The organism is Stenotrophomonas sp. EMP41, assembly GCF_047495535.1.
GTDB classification, from domain to species: Bacteria; Pseudomonadota; Gammaproteobacteria; order Xanthomonadales; family Xanthomonadaceae; genus Stenotrophomonas; species Stenotrophomonas sepilia.
Genome location: NZ_CP179923.1, coordinates 3,463,870 through 3,482,231 on the forward strand (window position 1 = coordinate 3,463,870; position 18,362 = coordinate 3,482,231).

Below are 18,362 nucleotides of genomic sequence, written 5' to 3' on the forward strand. Positions count from 1 at the left end.
TCTGTCACTACCGGAACCCACACGATCTCCAACGGGGCGGAATCGAAAATGCGGCCCAGTCTAGGGCCCAGAATGTAAGCCGGGTGCGAAGGTCTACACCGGGATTTGTCCCCATTCAGCAAGTAGCAGGCGATCACGCCAGGGCATGGCCAGATGTCACGGCATCGCCCCCGATACTGGATCGTAACAAACGCGAACGGTTATCATTTCATTAACCAGGCAGGTCACCGTCTTCCGCACGGCCGCGACCCACCCAGCTGCGCCGGTCCAGACCGCGCACCCGATGACCCACGGAAGGGGTGGCTGCCTGCTGTCTACCTGCGCCTGCTGCTTCCACCGGGTCACCCCACCCCCCATGGAAGCCGTCATGTCCCTGTCGTCCCGTTCCCGTTCCGCGCGCCTGCCGCGCACCCGCCTGGCCACCGCCCGCCTGGCCACCGCCCGCCTGGCCACCGCCTGCCTGCTGGCCCTGCCCGGCCTGGCCGCCGCAGAGGCCGCCGCCGTTGCCTCCACCAAGGACCTGGATACCGTGGTGGTCACGGCTTCAGGCAGCCAGCAGTGGATCAAGGATGCCCCGGCCAGCATCAGCGTGATCGGTCGTGAGGACATCGAGCGCCAGCCGGTACCGGACCTGGCCGCCCTGCTCAGCCGCGTACCGGGCGTGACCGGCGGCCTCAGCGCCGTCGGCGAGCAGTCCAAGATCAAGCTGCGTGGCATGCCGTCCAACTACACGCTGGTGCTGGTGGACGGCAAGCGCATCGGCAGCTCGGCCTCGACCCACTATCGCCCCGACCTCGGCCGCCAGGACCTGAACTGGATCTCTCCGGACCAGATCGAGCGCATCGAGGTGGTGCGCGGGCCGATGTCGTCGCTGTATGGCTCCGATGCGATGGGCGGGGTGATCAACATCATCACCCGGCGCATCGGCGACGAATGGAACGGCAGCGCCACCCACAGCTACACCCGCCCGGCTGACGGCAAGCGCGGCGATACCCAGCAGATCGGCGCCACTTTCTCCGGACCGCTGGGCGAACGCTTCGGCCTGCGCATCGGCGCCAACAGCATGCGCCGCGATTCGGACCGCTCCAACGGCGGTGTCTACGGCAATGCCTATGCAGGCGAGAAGGATCGCAATGTCGATGCGCTGCTGCAGTGGAAGCTGAGCGACGCACAGGAACTGTCACTGGAAGCCGGGCACGGCGTGCAGCAGGCCTTCATCGATGCGTCGCTGGAAAAGCAGGACGAAGGTGCCTGGGGTGCCAGTGAGCTCAAGCGCAGCTCGCTGGCGCTCAACCACGATGGCAGGTGGCGCTTCGGCAATTCGAAGATCAGTGCGTACTGGACCGAGTACAAGAACGACATCGGTGCTGCCGGCCGTTCCGAAGCGACCGATACGATCATCGAGGGCAGCCTGACCACGCCGTTCACCCTCGGCGTTGAGCACCAGTTCGCCGCAGGCGGCCAATGGAAGCGGCAGGAGCTGACCAACACCGACACCATCGGCCGCGCGCCGATCGACTATGCCGGCAACGCGGTCAGCGGCTCCACTCTGGACGTGGACACCTGGGCGCTGTTTGCCGAGGACGAGCTGAAACTGCACCGCACCCTGGCCCTGACCGTGGGCGCGCGCCTGGACCATCACGAGCAGTTCGGCGGCCACGTCAGCCCGCGTGCGTACCTGGTGTGGCACCCTGCCGAACAGTGGACGATCCGCGGTGGCGTCTCCAAGGGCTTCCGTGCGCCCAGCCTGACCGAGAATTCGGCCAGTGCCGCTACCCAGTCCGGGGGCCGCGGCTGCACCTCGCTGATTCCGCTGGGCTACACCCGCGGCGGGTGCTACATGGCCGGCAACCCGGACCTGGATCCGGAGACCAGCACCAACCGCGAGATCGGCATCAGCTTCGACAATGACCTGATCGATGTCGGCGTGACCTATTTCCACACCGACTTCCGGAACAAGATCGAATACGCACCGCTGGGCCGGTTCAATGGCATCTGGTGGACGCGCATGAGCAACGTACAGCGCGCGCGCACCCGCGGCATGGAAGGCAACCTCAACGTCCGCTTCGGCGAGCAGTGGCGCTGGCGCACCTCGGCGACCTGGATGAAGGAAGCCAAGAATCTGACCACCGGCCGCAACCTGATCGATACGCCGGAGTTCTCCGGCTATTCGTCGCTGGACTGGACGCCCAGCACGGTGTTTTCCGGCAGCCTGTCGGCGCAGTACACCGGCAAGCAGACCGGCACCGCCACGACGTTCCTCAAGGCCTATACCCTGTATGACCTGACCGCGGCATGGAACGTCAACCAAGTGCTGACCCTCCGCGGTGGCGTCAGCAACCTGGCCGACAAGAAGCTGTATGCGGAAGGCTCCACCGACTACTTCGTCGCCGGGCGCAGCTACTTCCTGAGCATGACCGCGCGGTTCTGACCGGCGGCACGCGCCGTGATCGCGCTGGCGACATGCCAGCGCGATCGACGGTGTTGCGGGTTACTCGCTTTCCAGCGCGGCCGGTGCCGCATCCCGCGTGGCGGCCGTGCGCGCACGGTCCATCGCCACCGCCAGTTGCTGGCGTGCGAGCAGTTGTTGTGCCTGCACCACTTCAGGTGTCGGCAGGAGCACCGGTCCCGGTGCGTTTTCCGGTGTAGCAGGTGTGGTCATGCAACCTCCATGGACATCCCGCCGCCGCACGGGTTCAGCCGGGGCGGCAGCGGAACTGCGCACCCTATCCTAAAAACAAGGCGGGTGGGTGACGGCGCGGCGCTTGGCCGCAGGCGCGGGAACAAGGCAGGCGTCACATTCTTGACGGTAGCGCTTGGATCCTGAATGGGACTTGTCCTATCATGAAAACGTTTTCTCACAGGGATGTTTCCCAATGAATACCACTGACCTCTCCCAGTTCAGCCCCAAGTGGCAGTTCCGCTTCAACTTCTTCCGCCAGCACGGCGCCCCCAAGAACCCCGGCTTCAAGCAGGCCTGGAAGGCACTGTCCTTTGGCGACCGCCTGAAGATCAACCTGAACTTCTTCGCGTTGTTCTTCGGTGCCATCTACCTGCTGATTCTCGGCATGTGGCGCAAGGCACTGGTGGTGATCGGCATCAACATCGCGCTGGCCATCGTCACCATGTTCCTGCCGGACATCGTCGGGCGCATGTTGTTCATCGCCATGAACCTGCTGGTCGCCTCCAGCACCAACTACAGCTACTACCTGGAAAAGGTGGAAGGACGCGCCAGCTGGAATCCGTTTGAAGGAATGTTCTGAGCCATCAGACCTGCGCAGGATGCGCGGCAAGGATGCATCCGACGCCCGGCACCCGCCGGGCGTCTTCGTTTCCGGCATCAGGCCGCGCGGCGGGCCATGCCCTCCGGCTCGGCCTGCAGGCGGAAGCGCGACACCGCCACCGCCAGCTGCTCGGCCTGCTCCTCCATCGCACGGGCGGCGGCACTGGCTTCCTCCACCAGCGCGGCGTTCTGCTGGGTGGTTTCGTCCATCTGCACCACGGTCTGGTTGACCTGCTCGATGCCGGCCGACTGTTCGCGCGACGCGGCCGAGATCTCGGCCATGATCTCGTTGACCCGGCCGACCTGACCGACGATGTCCTGCATGGTGCGCCCCGCACCGTGCACCAGCTGCGCGCCGGCACCGACCTGGGCCACCGAGGCGTCGATCAGCTCCTTGATCTCCTTGGCAGCACCCGCCGAGCGCTGCGCCAGCGCGCGCACTTCACTGGCCACCACTGCGAAGCCACGGCCCTGTTCACCGGCGCGCGCCGCTTCCACTGCGGCGTTCAGCGCCAGGATGTTGGTCTGGAACGCGATGCCATCGATCACCGAGATGATCTCGGCGATGCGCTGCGAAGACGCCTCGATCTGCTCCATGGTGTGCACCACCTGGCTGACCACCTGGCCGCCTTCGCTGGCCACGCCCGCTGCGGAACCGGCCAGCGTGTTTGCCTGCAGCGCATGGTCGGCGTTCTGGCGCACGGTGGAGGTCAGTTCTTCCATCGACGCGGCGGTTTCCTCCAGGTTGGCGGCCTGCTGTTCGGTGCGGCGCGACAGGTCGCTGTTGCCGGCCGCGATCTCACCGGCGGCCAGGCGGATACTGGCTGCCGACTGCTGGATCTGGCCCACGATCTGGGTCAATTGCTGCACGGTGCTGTTGGCATCGTCGCGCATCACCGCAAACACCCCGTGGAAGTCGCCCTGCATGCGGGTACTGAGGTCACCGGCGGCGATCGCGCGCAGCAGCGTCGACAGTGCCGCCAGGTTGTGGTCGCTGACCTGCATCATTGTGTTCAGGGTCTCCACCATGCGGCGGAAATCATGGTCGAAGCGCAGTGCATCACCGCGCACAGCGAAGTCACCGGCGGCGGCGGCGGCGGCCAGCTGCTGGATCTGCTCGTTGATCGCAGCCAGGTTGCGCTTGGTGGTCGCCATTGCGGCAGTGAACACCGCCTTCTCGCCCGGCAGCGCTTCCATGTCCACGCTGAGGTCGCCCACGGCATAGCACTGCATCACTTCAACCAGGCGCTGGGTGACCGCATTGCTGGAGGCCACCAGCTGGTTGCTGTCGGCCACCATGCGGCCGTACTCGCCCGGGAAGGCCGCAGCATCCATGCGATAGCTGAGTTCACCGGCATCGTGGCGGCGCGCCATTTCGGCCTGCGCAGCCATCACCGACTGCAGCTGCCCACGCATGCCCTGCATCGCGTCCAGCAGGCGCCCCACTTCGTCGTTGCTGCGCGCCGGCAGCGTGCTGTCCAGCTTGCCGGCGGCGACATCCCCGGCCACGCGCACCGCTTCGGCCAACGGGCGGATTGCCAGGCGGCGCAGCAGCACGTAGACACCGGCGCTGAGGGTCAGCGCGGCGATCACGCCGACCAGCAGGGTCAGCCACAGCAGCTGGCGTGCCTCAGACACGATCACCGCATGCGGCATCACCACGCCCAGCGCGAAGCGTTGCGGGGCGTCGCCCACGCGCAGCGGCACGTACACGCGTACGTTGCCGGCCGCGTCGGGGCTGAAGGCCTCGAACGGACGGTCGGCGGCGATGTCGGCCAGCATGCTGCGGGTCAGCGCATCGTTGCGCGGCTTGCCGATCTCGGCGGCATTGGCCGAGGCCAGCACCACGCCCTTCGGCGACAGCAGTTCGACGCGGCCAGCCCCCATCGGCTTCAGCGTTGCCAGGTGCTTCTGCAGCGCTGCCAGCGAGAAGTCGACGGTGAACACGCCCAGGAATCTGCCGTTCTCGATGATCGGCGTGCTCAGGGTGCTCATGAGCACCTTCTGGCCGGCGATGTCATAGGCGTAAGGTTCGCTGACCTTGGGCAGCTTGTCGCGGCTGGGCACCATGTACCAGTCACCGGAACCGCTGGCAGTCTCGGTGTAGTCGGTCATCACCGACTGCTGCGGTTTGCCGTCTTGCCAGGCCCAGTAGCTCATGTAGCGGCCGGTGGCATCGTGTGCTTCGGTATTGACGAACTCCGCATCCTTGCCGTCGAAGGCATCGGCCTCCCACATGGTGCTCTTGCCCAGCCATTGAGGATGAGCACGCAGCTGTTCGCCGAGCACCGCCGCCAGGCTGGCGCGGTCGGGGATGTCACCACGGGCACGCTGGGCCAGCACGGCCTCGACCATGGCGTCATTGCTGGCGAAAGCGGTGCCCAGATCAGCCGCCACCTGGCGCGCCTCGGCGTTGGCCTCGCTGGTCATGGTCTGGCGCGAGGCGCTGATCAGACTGGCGCTGGCCTGCCGGTAGATCAGGAAGGCGGTCAGGCCGAAGCACAGCAGCGCGATCACGGCGGTGCCCAGCATCAACTTGTGGGCGATGCTGCCCGGGCGTTGGGCAGTGGCAGAGCGGGAAGAAGACATGGGAGGGTCCGCAGGGCAGTTCAGGACGACCGGCACCACGAGGGCACCGCGCAGGCGCGCGATCCGTCGCGCAGGCCACCGGCCGCCGGGGCGCGCCCGGCGCTGGAAGCGCACTGGGTTAGCGGCCGCCCGCCAACGAGGTTGAGGCGGTAGGCCTGCACATTCCTGAATCCGCTCAGGGTCGGCTCAGCGCCCCCCCCCCTCGCGATGCCCTCACTCGGCCACGCGGTCCTTGATCCACTGTGCCCGCGGCAGTACCTCGATGCTGCCGACGGCATACTGCTGAAGCACGTCGTCCGGCCCGAAGCACGGTTTCCAGCCCAGCGCGCCGCGCAGGCGGGCACTGTCGTAGACACGGTCGATGCTCAATGGCAGCGGCCAGCCACGGCGTTCGAATTCGGCCAGCAGCTGCGGCGCGCGACGGGCCAGCACGCTGCGCGGGTGGGTGGCCAGCTCCAGGCAGTCCTCGCGCCGGAACGGCGTCGGCGCACAGGCAAGGTAGCGCGCGAACGGGGCGCCTTCGTCGAGCAGCAGTGCAGCATGTGCGCTGGCCACATCGCGGGCGTCGATGCCGCGGTGCAGGCGGAACATCGCCATCCGTTCGGGCGGTTCCGGGAAACACCGGCCCATGCGCAGCACGCGAACGCTGAAGCCCGGCGTAGCGGCGGCTTCGGCCAGGGTCTCTGCCTGCAGCTTGGTACGGTGGTAGATCGTGCGCGGCAGCGGCTCGGTGTCTTCGTCGATCCAACGGCAGCCACCGGCCACCACGGCATGGCCATACAACGCAGTGGTGCTGGTCAGCACGAAGCGCCGTGCACCGGCTTCGCGTGCCGCCTGCAGCAGGTGCGCCGTGGCATCCACGTTGATCTGCTGGAACACCGCATCCGGCACCAGGCCGACATGTGGGGCATGCAGGGCCGCGGTATGGATGACCGCATCCACGCCCTGCATCGCGCGCGCGACGGCCTGCCGATCGCTGACATCGGCAATGATGCGCGTGGTGGCAAACGGGCTGCGGTCCAGCCCCACCACTTCGTGGGCGGCCGCCAACGCACCGAAGATCGCGCGCCCGATGCGGCCGGAACTGCCGGTCAACAGAATCTTCATTGAGTCCATTCACTCGAAGCGCCCGGGAACTACCGGGATGCTTCGATTCTAGGCATGCAATCGCGCATCCGCGATAGGACAGCCATGCAATCGTGCGTTCATCTTGACGACTTCGCAGGCGCCAGCAGTTGCCGCGCGATGAACAGCGGATCGTCGCCGCCGGCCACATCAGGCCTCACGCCAGTACGTTCCCAGTTGCCACCGGTGCGCAGATTGATGGGTTGCCGGTCGGGAATACTGATCTGATAGCCATCGGGCAGAAGCACAGGATCACCAAACATATGCGCGGCACCGCCACTGCGCGTGCCGACAATCCGCGCGCGGCCCAGTGCCTGCAGCGAATAGGCGACGAATTCGGCCGCCGAAGCGGTGCGGCGGTCGATCAGCACCACCAGCGGTTTCAGGTACGCAGGCAGGCTGGCAGGCGGCAGCGGTACCGGCGTGCGCCGGCCGCGCTGGTCCAGCTGCTGCACCGCGTCGATCTTCGCGTCCAGCAGCGTGCGTACCAGCAGGTCGGCACTTGCATCGTCGCCGCCCCCGTTCTGGCGCAGATCCAGCACCAGGCCATCGGTGTCAGCCAGCACGGTAAGGGCCGCAGCGAACTTCGGGCGCGCCAGATCCAGCGGATAGAAGGTACTCAGTCGCAGGTAGCCAATGTTGCCCTCCATCACCCGCACCTCGCGCACGCCGGCACCATTGCTGCGGGCATCGGCGCGCCAGGCCATCAACCAGTCGTCCTGGCCGGCCGCTGCGTCCACGCGTTCAACGTGGAAGTGGCCATCGAACATGTCCAGGTCCTGGTTCAGGCGTGCGCTGAACGCAACCGGATCCGAACAGCTGTCCGCATAGCGCTGCTGCATCGACCAGGTGCGCAGGGCATCGGCGATACGGGCGCCCTCCGCCTCGTCAAGGTACTGCGCCTGCACGGCGGTGGCCGCCGCGCGCAGCACTCCATCCTGCGCCGGGCAGGCCGCTGCCAGCAACGCACCGAGCATCCAGGACACTGCCATCAACCACCTCCGCGTTGAATATATATAAGCACTTATATATCATCCCGGTCATGGATCTCCAACACGCCACGCTCGGCACGTTGCTGCGCGCCCTGCTCGACCAGCTGGACCCGGCGGTCGAGCAGGCCTACCGGGACCTGCAACTGGACTACCGGCCCCGCTACACACCGGTGCTGCGCACGCTGATGGCGCGGGGCCCCTGCCGGATCAAGGACCTGGCATCGGCCTGCGGGCTCAGCCATTCGGCGCTCAGCCAGACCGTGGCGGCGATGGTGCGCGATGGCTGGCTGCACGCGGCCAGCGGCGACGATGGACGTGAACGCATCCTGCAGTTGAGCCCGCGCGCGCAGCGGGCACTGCCTGCGCTGCAGGCGCAATGGCAGGCCACTGCCGTAGCGGCGCGCAGCCTCGATGCCGATCTGGGGCAGCCGCTGGAGCAGGTACTGCGCGAAGCACTTGCCGCGCTCGAACAGCGCCCCTTCACCCAGCGCCTGCAGGACGCGCGCCGGCGCTGACGCGCTCCTGCTCGGCGGCCATCTCGATTTCGCTGACGAAGGTCCAGCTGCCGTTGGTCACGCGCAGTCCGCCTGGGCCGGCGCAGCGCAGGCCAGCAAGACAAGCCATCCGAATCTGTGGATGGTCCTTCCAGTGCGGGCAGCCAACCCCATGTTCGCCCGCCCTGGCCAAGCAGGGCGGTGCGCGCAGCAGGGTACTTGCGCCGTGAAAGGCAGCACGGTGCGGCGTGAAGGCAGCAACGCCGGTGCGGACACTCCCTTAGCCGGGCAGCGGCAAGGATGAGCTTCCCTTCCATGCAACGGGAGACTTCCCATGGCCGACCAGCACCACGGCACTTCCCATCGTGGCTTCGCCTCGATGGACCAGGACAAGCAGCGCGCGATCGCCGCAAAGGGGGGACGCGCCGCGCATGCGTCCGGCAATGCACATGAGTTCAGCCCGGCCGAGGCACGCGTGGCCGGCCGCAAGGGCGGCGAGGCGATCAGCCGCAACCGCCAGCATATGGCAGCGATCGGTCGCGAAGGCGGGCACGCTCGCCACGCCAATGCACGGCAGCAGCAGCGGCAGGGGGCCGAAGCGACGCCAACGAGGGACGGTCCACAACGCCAGCAGGGCTGACCGCGGCGCGTTCAGGCGCGCCTGCGCTGCCGGGGCAGCCCGGGTGCCGCGAGCAGGGCCAGCACGCCGGAGACGGTCATCGCCCAGCCGGAGCCGCTGGCCATCGCGCCGCGATACCAGGCCAGCGTCCACGTCCCGGGCAGGGATGACGTCGGCTGCGGGATCAGCGCGCGCCTGCGTGGCCACCGAGGACCTGATCGCTGCGCCCGCGCAGGACGCGGACACCTTCACTGCGGTGGTGGCCGATTGCCTGCGCATGGTTGGCGTGTCACCTCGCCCCGCGCGCGCCACCAGGCGCGGCTGAGGCACTATCCACCGCTCAGGCGTGGGCGAGGATGTTCAGCAAGCGACCGAACGGATCGCGGACGAAGAAGCGCCGCACGCCCCAGGGTTCGTCGGCCGGGCCATATTCCAGCGCAATGCCCGCCGCGCGCATGCGCTCCAGCACGTCCTGCAGATTGTCCACTTCGATCGACAGGTCCGGCACTGGCGTGCCGGAGCCTCCTTCACTGGCGAAGCTGACCTGCGCCAGCGCACTGCCCTGCCCGCCGTGGGTGACGATCCAGCCATGGTCCATCACTACCGGCATGCCGAGCAGCTCGCCATAGAACGCCGCGGCACGTGCGGGATCGGGCGTGGCGATGTTGGCGACGACACGCTTGACGGCCATGTTCCACTCCAGCAGGAAGAATGCGTCGAGACTGCCCGACCTCGCGCACGAACAGAAGAGCCCCGTCACGGACGGGGCCCGTCTTCAGCCGAGCATGGCCGGGCTTACACCGCGCCGCAGCGCTCCATGACACATCGATCGTATTCGTACTGGCATTCCATGGCATCACCACCACCGGATACACACGCCTGGTAAGCCTTCCAGCAGGGCAGATCGCAGGGCTGGACCGGTCCGGCCACGGCCACCGAGCCGCTGCAGGCCAACGCGAACACAGCACCGGCGATCACTTTCCTGAAAGTACGCATCGACATCACTCCTTGATAAGCCTGGTGAGCCCAGGCCAGGCCACCATAGCGCTGCACACAGGACGCCGGGTGAAGGCGGCTGCGGCTCGACGCAGTGTTGCAGCGGACCCAGCACACGCAGCGGCGCGGCCAGCTCATCCCGGTTGCGCCACGGCAGGATCGGCGAATTGCCGCGCTCGTCCGGCGGGTTGTGCGGCAGCGCGTCGGACCCGCCACCGGCCCCGGCAAGACGGCTCCAGCACCTCGGAAAGAGAGTCACGGTGCGCTGCCCGGCGGAGCCGCCGCAGATGCCCGTCACAGAAAATTAACGCGTTCATAAAATTGTCTTCACATCACTGGGGGATGTCGCCTTGCCTTGCCGTTAACGGCCTTGATGTCCGTCAACCAAGGAAGTTGTCCGATGAATCACCCGCTGTATGGCCGTTCGTCCCGCTCCCTGTCGCACCGCCCGCTGGCGCTTGCCGTCGCCAGCTCGCTGCTGCTGGCCACCGCCCTGCCAGCCATGGCCAGCGAATCACTCGAGGCCTGGCAGCAGCAGCGCCAGCTGCAGGCCGCGTGGGCGCAGCCCGCTGCCATCACGGCACCCGCAGCGACAACCGCTGCACCTGCCGCCAGCAGTACCGCCGTTCTTGGCACCCCCGGCGATCCCGCCAGCTGGCGCAGCGATGAATTCAACGCCGATTGGGGCCTGGGCGCGATGGGCGCGGACTACGCCTATGCACGCGGCCTGACCGGCAAGGGCGTACGCCTGGCGCTGTTCGACTCGGGCTCCGCGCTGGCGCATCCGGAGTTTGCAGGACGCAATACCTCCAGCATCACCATCGGTGCCGACTGTGCGACGCCGGGTGTGGTCGCGGGGACCGGTGCCTGCGGGCAGACCCGCGGCGAACAGCCCGGCTACAACTACTACGGCCTCGGTGCCGGCGTTCCGGCCGCACTCGCGGCACGTCTGATCGCCGCCGGCCAGCCCTATGGCTTCAGCTATGCCGACCACGGAACGCATGTGCTTGGCACCATCGGCGCCAACCGCAATGGCAACGGCATGCATGGCGTGGCCTTTGGTGCGGATCTCACGGCTGCCCGCGTGTTTGGCGACACCTACTATGAGTGGCGCCTGGATCCGGACAACTACTATCGCCCGCGCGCGGTGTACCGCACCGATCCGGATGACGCCGCCACGCTGGACATGTATGCACAGATCCAGGCGCAGGGCGTGCGTGCCATCAACCACAGCTGGGGCATTTCCACGCGCAACATGACCGCCGCCGCGCTGGACCAGCAGTACGCCAGCATCGGTGCCGACTACGGCGTGTACGGCAGCATCTACGCCAGCAATGGCGATACCCCGGGCTCCACCCTCATCCAGGTGTGGTCGGCTGGCAACGGCAGCGGCGCCGTCGCCGGAATCACGGCCGCCATGCCGCGCTGGAAGCCCGAACTGGAACCGTACTGGCTGGCGGTCGCCAACGTCCGCCGGCCCAACGCCGCTGCGGGCGAAACGGACTACGTGATCGATGGCAGTTCCAGCATCTGCGGCGTTGCCGCCAACTGGTGCATCTCGGCACCCGGTACCGACATCGTCAGCACCATCGTTTCCGGTGATATCCAGGGCCGCATCGAAAACACCTCCGCCTACGTGCGGCTGATCATCGACAGCGAGAACACCCAGTATGTCTATGGCACCAAGACGGGTACGTCGATGGCGGCGCCGCACATTACCGGCGCGCTCGGCCTGCTGATGGAGCGCTTCCCCTATCTGGACAACGCCCAGGTCCGCGACGTACTGCTGACCACCGCACGTGACCTGGGTGCAGCAGGCATCGATCCGATCTACGGCTGGGGCATGGTGGATCTGAAGAAGGCCATCGAAGGCTATGGCTCGCTGCGCGTGGACACCAACGTGGTGATGAACCAGAAGGCCGGCGGCCTGAAAGTCTGGGAAGGCGATGCCTGGGACAACTGGACCAACGACATCGGTGGCCCTGGCAAGCTGACCAAATCCGGTATCGGCTGGCTGCGCCTGAGCGGCAACAACAGCTTCAACGGCGCGGTACTGCAGGACGGTACGCTGGAATTGAACGGCGCCAACACGCTTGCCTCGGCGGTCGAAGTACAGGGCGGTCAGTTGCTGCTCAACGGCAGCCTGGTCTCCACCGCACTGACCACTACCGGTGGCGTGAGCACGGTCAGCGCCAGCGGCGTGCTGAACAACAGCAACCTGGTGATCAACGGCGGCGTGGTGTCCTTCAACGGCACGCAGGCCGGCGGCACCACCACGGTCGGCGCCAATGGCCTGCTGAAGGGCGTCGGCACGCTCGGCAATACCCGCGTGGACGGCATCATCGCGCCGGGCAACTCGATCGGCACGCTCACCATCAACGGCAACTACGTGCAGGGCGCCACCGGCGTCTATGCCGCCGAGCTGGCCCCGGGTGGCCGCAGTGACCAGTTGCACGTGACCGGCACCGCCACCCTTGGCGGCACGCTGGTCGCGCTGCCGGAACCGGGCGTGTACTACCTGGGCGAGCAGTTCAACTTCCTGCGTGCCGACGGAGGCGTCAACGGGCAGTTCGCCAGGACCGACTTCAGCGCGTTCTCCCCGTTCCTGCAGTTCAGCCTGGCCTACGGCGCCAACGGCACGCGCATCGATGTGGCCCGTGGTGCATCGCTGACCACCGCCGCGCACACGCCCAACCAGCGTGCCGTGGCGGCCGCCGCCGACCTGCTGCCGATCGCCCAGGGCCTGCCCAAACCACTGACCCAGCTGTTCCCGCAGCAGGTCGGAGGCGTGCTCGATGGCCTCAGCGGCGAGCTGCATCCGGCCACGGCCCTCGCCCTGGTCGAGGGCAGCCGCTACGTGCGCGATGCCGCGTTGTCACGCCATGCCGGCGCCGCCGCGCCCGGTAGCGACGTGGCTGATGCGACGGGTGCGTGGGTGCAGGCCATCGGTGGCAACGGCAAGCTGGACGGAGACGTCAACACTGCCCGCACCGAAGCCAACAGCAACGGCCTGCTGGTCGGCATCGACCGCGAGTTCTCCGGCTGGCAGGTCGGCGTGCTGGCCGGCACGGGCCGCACCGACGTGAAGCAGCAGGAGCGTCGCGCCAAGTCGAAGATCGACAACACGCACTTCGGTGCCTACGCCAGCCACAACTGGGGCGGTTTCGGCCTGCGTGGCGGTGTGGCGTGGAGCAAGCACGAGGTGAAGAGTACGCGTGATGTCGCCTTCGCAGGCTTCAGCGACAGCCTGAGCGCGCGCTACGATGCCCGTACCCGCCAGGCCTTCATCGAAGCCGGCTACCGCTTCGGTGGCCCGGAAGCCGGGCTGGAGCCCTACCTGCAGGTCGCACGCGTCGAAGTGGATCTCAAGCGCGTCAACGAACGCGGTGGAGCGGCGGCACTGCAGGGCAAGGTGGACGATACCGGAACCACGATTGCCACTGCCGGCCTGCGCTTCGACAAGGGACTGAAGGCTTCGTTCCAGCAGGAGAGCTGGCTGCACCTGCGCGGTGGCGTCGGCTATCGCCGCGCTTCCGGTGATCGCAGCCAGGTCGCCAACCTGGCCTTCGCCAACGGAAGCACGGCATTTGCGGTCAACGGCGCACCGATTGCCGACAACGCGGTGGTGGCCGAACTGGGCCTGTCGGCCTGGCTGACCGCGCGCCAGCAGCTGGAGCTGGGCTACAGCGGCCAGTTCGGCAATGAAAGCCGCGACCACAGCGCCAACGTGCGCTGGTCGGTACGCTTCTAGTTCCAGTCACCTGTTCTCATGAAGGATTGGGGCGGCCTCATGGCCGCCCCTTTTTTTCCACCGGCCGAGGCTAGCGGCGGCCGCGCAACATCGCCGCGGCGACCAGGCTGGCCACTGGCAGCAACAGCCCATAGGCCACCAGCGGCCATACCGTATCGCCCGGCAGCAGCACCGTAGCCAGTGTCCCGAAGCAGGCCACGAGCAGGCTCTGCATCGCGTAGTAGAGCGCCACCGCCGTACCCGACGCATCGGCAAATTCACTCAACGCGCCGTTGGCAGCCACCGAAACCACCATCACCAGCCCCACCGCGATGCCCCACATGGGCAGCACGACGCTGGCGAATGACCGTGGCAACTTCGCAGCGAGCGCCATCACCAGCACACCCACCACCATCACGCACAGGCCACGCACGAAAGTGCCAGGCACTGCCCAGCGTGCAATGAACGTCTTTGCCACGCGCGACGTGAGGATCATCACCAGTGCCACCGTCGCGAACGCCAGGCTGAAGGTGATCTGGGAGTACTGCATGCGCTCGACCAGCACGCGCGGTGCGATCGAGAAGAACACGAAGAACGTACCCATCGCGGCACTGAATCCCAGCGTGTAGACCCAGAAGGCACCACTGCGAAGAATTTTCTGCAGTGCCGGTCCAGCGCCTCTGCGCCCTGCGGGTCGGGTTTCCTGCCACTGGCGTTGCGCGCGCAGGCCGGCGATCAGGCCAAGCACACCCAGCAGCACGAAGATCGCGCGCCAGCCTGCTGCCGCAGCCACCAGTGCGCCCAGCATCGGCCCCAGCGCCGGTACGAAGGCCAGCATCGAAGCGAACAGTCCATACAAGGACGCCCCCTGCGGTGCATCCGCGTACACGTCGCGGACGGTGGCAAACGTCGCTACCAGCGCTGCCGACGCGCCAATCGCCTGCACTGTGCGCCAGGCCAGGAAGATCCCGCTGTTGCTGGACAGCGCCAGCGCAAACGAGGCGACAGTGAACAGCAGCGCCCCCAGCAACAGCACCGGGCGGCGCCCGATCCGGTCGGACAACGGGCCGAACAACAACTGGCCCAGGCCCAGCACCAGCAGGTAGATGCTCAGCGTCAACTGCACCCGCGCAGGCGATGCGTCCAACGCGCTGGGCATCAAGTGCACTACAGGTAGATAGATATCCATGGCCAGCGAGGCCAGGATATCGAACGGCGCCATCAGGACAAGCGCCGACGGCAGCGAATGGGCCCAACGCGGGGCCTGTCGATTGAACATGGGGAGTCTCCGCCAAGAGTGAGTCCGGCGGTGATCCATCCACTTCGCATGCATCGCAGGGATGTTCACCGCAACAACGTCTGCGTCGTTGTTGCGGCTCAGCGAACTGTCTGCGGACCGTTCCCGTTGTTCATGGTGCTGATCGTTGGCAGTGCGGGACCAGCAAGAGTGTAGCAGCGACCGATTCAGGGTGGCCGGGGCAGCGGTGCCGCCCCGGCCGCGGCGGCCCTGGGGAGTGGGCCGCCGCTGATCGTCAGGCCGCCTTCATCGCATGCTTGCGCGCGCGCATCACGTTGTGGCACTCCTGCACTTCCGGCAACAGCTGGGTGACTTCCTGACGTACCGCCGGCGGAAGCTCGTTGTCCTTCAGCACGTCCTTGAACGCGCCCAGCAGGCGGTCTTCCGATTCTTCCAGCTCGGCCACATAGCCATAGTTGGTGTCACCAAAGGCTGCACGCACCTTGCCGTAGAACTGCTGCATCGAACCCACCACGGTGCCATGCTCGGCCGGCTTGCCGCCGCTGGCAGCCACCGAACCGCTCAGCGCCGCGACGATGCGGCCCTTGACGCCGGCGATACGGGTGAACAAGGCCGACAGCTCGGCATCCTTCACCTTGGTTGCGGCCTCCTCGTAGAACGACTTGCCGTCACGAGCGATCTCGATCAGGTCGTTGAGGCGATGTTCGATGGTGGACTGGGTGCTCATGGCGTTGCTCCTGTATCTTCGTTTCAGGGGAGAAAAGCAGCCTCGACTGCGCTGCCTGCGGATCCACTCTGGACACGCCCGTGTGGTTCCCGGGTGAGCAACGATTGATACGCACATCACGTCACCCAACCCGCACTGACTTTTTCACGCGGCGGTGGCGCGTGGATCACATCGAGCGATCCTGGGCAGGGTCACCAAGGGACGAAGAGGATGATCAGCACGATCACCAGGACCGCAACGAGTGCTCCCATCAGCACGTTTCTCTGGCGCCAACTGGGTTTCGGTTTTCCGGGGGTATTCATGCCTGCTGCCTGTCTCTGCGGATGACCCCGGCAGACTGATGGATCGGCGACGGTGCGTGCGTGCAGGACACGTGCAGGCGACGTGCAGGGCACTGCCCCCATGTCGATTTTCGGCACACTCGCTCGTCAGACCATCAAAGCCATCCTTGACTGCGGACTGCTCCCATGCCTCCCATCCTCACCGCCTTCGCCACCTCCCCCGACCGCGGCCAGGGCCTGGCCCGTGACATGCGCGTGCGCTGGGCACTGGAGGAGCTGGCCGTAGCCTACGACGTACAACTGCTCACCTTCGCCGAGATGAAGCAGCCTGCACACCTGGCACGGAATCCGTTCGGGCAGATTCCCACCTGGCAGGAGGGCGACCGGACCCTGTTCGAATCCGGCGCCATCGTCCTGCACCTGGCCGAACAGCACCCCGGCCTGCTGCCGCGCGATCCGGACGCCCGCATGCGCGCGCTCATGTGGGTGTTCGCTGCGCTGAACACGGTGGAACCACCCATCGTTGAGCGCTCCATGGCCTGGGTGCTGGAGCGCGAGCAGCCGTGGTACGCGCAACGGCTGCCGATGCTGGATGAGCGGGTTCGGGCGCGACTGGCGCAACTGTCGACATGGCTGGCCAAGGCGCTGTGGCTGGACGGCGAGTTCAGCGTGGGCGACCTGATGATGGTCTCGGTGCTGCTGCGCCTGAAGAGCAGCGGGTTGCTCGACGAGTATCCGACGGTGGCCGCCTATGTGGCCCGCGCGACGCAGCGGCCCGCCTATCAGCGTGCGTTCGCCGCGCAGCTGGCGGTGTTCCAGCACGCCTAGCGCTGCGCCCCGCGCGGAGTCTTCAGCGCAACCTGCGCCGGCAGGCGGCCTGCACCAGCATCAACTGCGCCACCAGGAGCAGCATTGCGCAGCCCGACAACAGCCAAGGGTCGATGTACCACTGCTCATTGAAAGTGAAATCACCGGCGGAAATGCGTTTCCAGCCGTTGAAGTGCTGCATCGCTGCGACCACGAAGGCGAAGCCACCCGCTGTGTACGACAACCAGGGCACGATGAGGCTCCCCGGGCGCGCGAACAGCGTCAGCAGGCCGAGCACGCCGATGACCGTTCGCTGCACGCGGCAGTACGGGCAGACATAGGCCATCCCGCTCCATTCCACCGCCCAGGCCAGCAGGCTGACCAGCACGGCCGCGCCTGCGGCTGTGTGCAGGACTTTCGGCGTGATCGTCATGCCACTCTCGTGTGCCATCCCGTGCTCCTTCGAAAGACCCGGACAGGGTAGCAGTGCTGCAGCCTCATCCCTTCTTGATGACGGTCCGCTTGCCGATGGTGCTGGTCTTGCCAGCGGTCGGCCTGGCCAAGCCAGGAATCAGGAAATCGGTGACCTTGTGGCCCATCGACACCTTGGACGCCAACCAGCGCGGCATGCGCCCGCGGCCGGTCCAGGTCAGGCGCTTGTATTCCGGGTCGCGATACTTGGGTGCGACTTTGCCGGATTTACGGCGGGCGGGTTTGCGGGCGGGCGCAGGTGTTTCCGAGGCTTGGCCACCAAAGAGTTCTTCAAGGGTATAGCCGGCTTCGGCGGCGGCGGCCTTCAGCATCCGCCGCACCGCACTGGCCGGACGGCGGCTGGAAACCAGCTGTTTCCGCTGTTCAGCGGCAACCACCAGGGCACCCAGCTCGCGAAGGCTGAGCGATTCAATATCGATCGTCATGCGGGAAAGGTCTACTGCAGCGCGGCAGCTGTCAAGGCGCCTTGTCCGGCGCGTAGACACAGGCTTCACCGCCGGTGGGCTCCGATCGCTCGGGTCGGCCATCTCCGAGGACATCGACGTGAGCACTTCATCGCATTCGCTCGCCTACCTGCTTGCACGCATCCTGCTGATGGCCCTGTTCCTGGTCTCCGGGCTGGGCAAGCTCGGCGATCTCAGCGGTACCCAGGGCTACATGGAGGCGATGGGAGTACCCGGCATCCTGCTCTGGCCGACCATCGCCTTTGAGATCGGCAGCGGCCTGTGCATCCTTCTCGGTTTGCAGACCCGGCTGGTGGCGGTCGTGCTCGCGGGTTTCAGCCTGGTCACCGCTTTCATCTTCCACCACGACTTCGCCGATCAGACCCAGCAGATCATGTTCCTGAAGAACCTGGGCCTGGCCGGTGGCTTCCTGCTGCTGGCCTGCACCGGGGCGGGACGCTACAGCATTGATGGGCGGAGGCGGCGCACGCAGCTGTAACGCCAGTCCAGGGCATCAAGAGTACCC

The 18,362-nt window shown here is 66.7% G+C and carries 17 protein-coding genes; 7 read left to right on the top strand and 10 right to left on the bottom strand.

The window, feature by feature from the left end; genetic code table 11:
* Positions 1-367: 367 nt before the first annotated feature.
* On the top strand, positions 368-2,431 hold the full coding sequence (locus tag ACMGRF_RS15895; protein WP_414485380.1) for a TonB-dependent receptor domain-containing protein: 2,064 nt from the start codon (positions 368-370) through the stop codon (positions 2,429-2,431).
* A gap of 60 nt (positions 2,432-2,491) precedes the next feature.
* Here the strand turns inward: ACMGRF_RS15895 and ACMGRF_RS15900 are convergent, their stop codons facing one another.
* Positions 2,492-2,662, bottom strand: a complete 171-nt coding sequence (locus tag ACMGRF_RS15900) for a hypothetical protein (RefSeq protein ID WP_005419553.1) — start codon at positions 2,660-2,662, stop codon at positions 2,492-2,494.
* Positions 2,663-2,876: 214 nt separating this feature from the next.
* On the opposite strand from ACMGRF_RS15900, the gene ACMGRF_RS15905 reads away from it, so the two are divergent.
* Positions 2,877-3,263: a DUF2628 domain-containing protein gene (locus tag ACMGRF_RS15905; RefSeq protein WP_049415323.1), complete on the top strand. Its 387-nt coding sequence runs from the start codon at positions 2,877-2,879 to the stop codon at positions 3,261-3,263.
* A 77-nt stretch (positions 3,264-3,340) separates the two neighbouring features.
* Here the strand turns inward: ACMGRF_RS15905 and ACMGRF_RS15910 are convergent, their stop codons facing one another.
* The 3 genes from ACMGRF_RS15910 to ACMGRF_RS15920 form a co-directional block, all read right to left on the bottom strand.
* Positions 3,341-5,872, bottom strand: a complete 2,532-nt coding sequence (locus tag ACMGRF_RS15910; protein ID WP_111190486.1) for a methyl-accepting chemotaxis protein — start codon at positions 5,870-5,872, stop codon at positions 3,341-3,343.
* Positions 5,873-6,085: 213 nt separating this feature from the next.
* Positions 6,086-6,979: an NAD-dependent epimerase/dehydratase family protein gene (locus tag ACMGRF_RS15915; protein WP_049411964.1), complete on the bottom strand. Its 894-nt coding sequence runs from the start codon at positions 6,977-6,979 to the stop codon at positions 6,086-6,088.
* 98 nt (positions 6,980-7,077) lie between these two features.
* Entirely contained in the window at positions 7,078-7,989 is a 912-nt protein-coding gene (locus ACMGRF_RS15920; RefSeq protein ID WP_049411961.1) for a S41 family peptidase, read from the bottom strand.
* Between the two features lie 50 nt (positions 7,990-8,039).
* Between ACMGRF_RS15920 and ACMGRF_RS15925 the strand changes: the two genes are divergently transcribed.
* Both ACMGRF_RS15925 and ACMGRF_RS15930 read left to right on the top strand, forming a co-directional pair.
* On the top strand, positions 8,040-8,504 hold the full coding sequence (locus tag ACMGRF_RS15925) for a MarR family winged helix-turn-helix transcriptional regulator (protein ID WP_049411958.1): 465 nt from the start codon (positions 8,040-8,042) through the stop codon (positions 8,502-8,504).
* Positions 8,505-8,817: 313 nt separating this feature from the next.
* A complete protein-coding gene (locus tag ACMGRF_RS15930) occupies positions 8,818-9,123 on the top strand; it encodes a KGG domain-containing protein (protein WP_049411956.1) in 306 nt (101 codons plus the stop codon).
* A gap of 319 nt (positions 9,124-9,442) precedes the next feature.
* Here ACMGRF_RS15930 and ACMGRF_RS15935 read toward each other — a convergent pair whose 3' ends face one another.
* On the bottom strand, positions 9,443-9,793 hold the full coding sequence (locus ACMGRF_RS15935) for a VOC family protein (RefSeq protein ID WP_049411953.1): 351 nt from the start codon (positions 9,791-9,793) through the stop codon (positions 9,443-9,445).
* Between the two features lie 104 nt (positions 9,794-9,897).
* Positions 9,898-10,098 (bottom strand): hypothetical protein, encoded by a 201-nt coding sequence (locus ACMGRF_RS15940; RefSeq protein WP_049411972.1) that lies wholly within the window; start codon positions 10,096-10,098, stop codon positions 9,898-9,900.
* A 400-nt stretch (positions 10,099-10,498) separates the two neighbouring features.
* Here ACMGRF_RS15940 and ACMGRF_RS15945 point away from each other — a divergent pair, with 400 nt between their 5' ends.
* A complete protein-coding gene (locus tag ACMGRF_RS15945; RefSeq protein WP_414485381.1) occupies positions 10,499-13,849 on the top strand; it encodes an autotransporter domain-containing protein in 3,351 nt (1,116 codons plus the stop codon).
* 70 nt (positions 13,850-13,919) lie between these two features.
* Here ACMGRF_RS15945 and cml read toward each other — a convergent pair whose 3' ends face one another.
* Both cml and ACMGRF_RS15955 read right to left on the bottom strand, forming a co-directional pair.
* On the bottom strand, positions 13,920-15,107 hold the full coding sequence (gene cml, locus ACMGRF_RS15950) for a CmlA/FloR family chloramphenicol efflux MFS transporter (RefSeq protein WP_414485382.1): 1,188 nt from the start codon (positions 15,105-15,107) through the stop codon (positions 13,920-13,922).
* A gap of 253 nt (positions 15,108-15,360) precedes the next feature.
* Positions 15,361-15,813, bottom strand: coding sequence for a PA2169 family four-helix-bundle protein (locus ACMGRF_RS15955; protein ID WP_005419568.1), 453 nt, complete (start codon positions 15,811-15,813; stop codon positions 15,361-15,363).
* Positions 15,814-16,280: 467 nt separating this feature from the next.
* On the opposite strand from ACMGRF_RS15955, the gene ACMGRF_RS15960 reads away from it, so the two are divergent.
* Complete coding sequence (locus tag ACMGRF_RS15960) at positions 16,281-16,922, top strand: glutathione S-transferase family protein (protein ID WP_049438521.1); 642 nt, start codon at positions 16,281-16,283, stop codon at positions 16,920-16,922.
* A gap of 22 nt (positions 16,923-16,944) precedes the next feature.
* Here ACMGRF_RS15960 and ACMGRF_RS15965 read toward each other — a convergent pair whose 3' ends face one another.
* Positions 16,945-17,352, bottom strand: coding sequence for a hypothetical protein (locus ACMGRF_RS15965; RefSeq protein WP_262223162.1), 408 nt, complete (start codon positions 17,350-17,352; stop codon positions 16,945-16,947).
* 46 nt (positions 17,353-17,398) lie between these two features.
* Positions 17,399-17,818 (bottom strand): H-NS family nucleoid-associated regulatory protein, encoded by a 420-nt coding sequence (locus tag ACMGRF_RS15970; RefSeq protein WP_414485924.1) that lies wholly within the window; start codon positions 17,816-17,818, stop codon positions 17,399-17,401.
* Positions 17,819-17,936: 118 nt separating this feature from the next.
* On the opposite strand from ACMGRF_RS15970, the gene ACMGRF_RS15975 reads away from it, so the two are divergent.
* Positions 17,937-18,335 carry a DoxX family protein gene (locus tag ACMGRF_RS15975; protein WP_049411940.1) on the top strand — a complete coding sequence of 133 codons (399 nt, stop codon included), beginning with the start codon at positions 17,937-17,939 and terminating at the stop codon, positions 18,333-18,335.
* Positions 18,336-18,362: the final 27 nt, after the last annotated feature.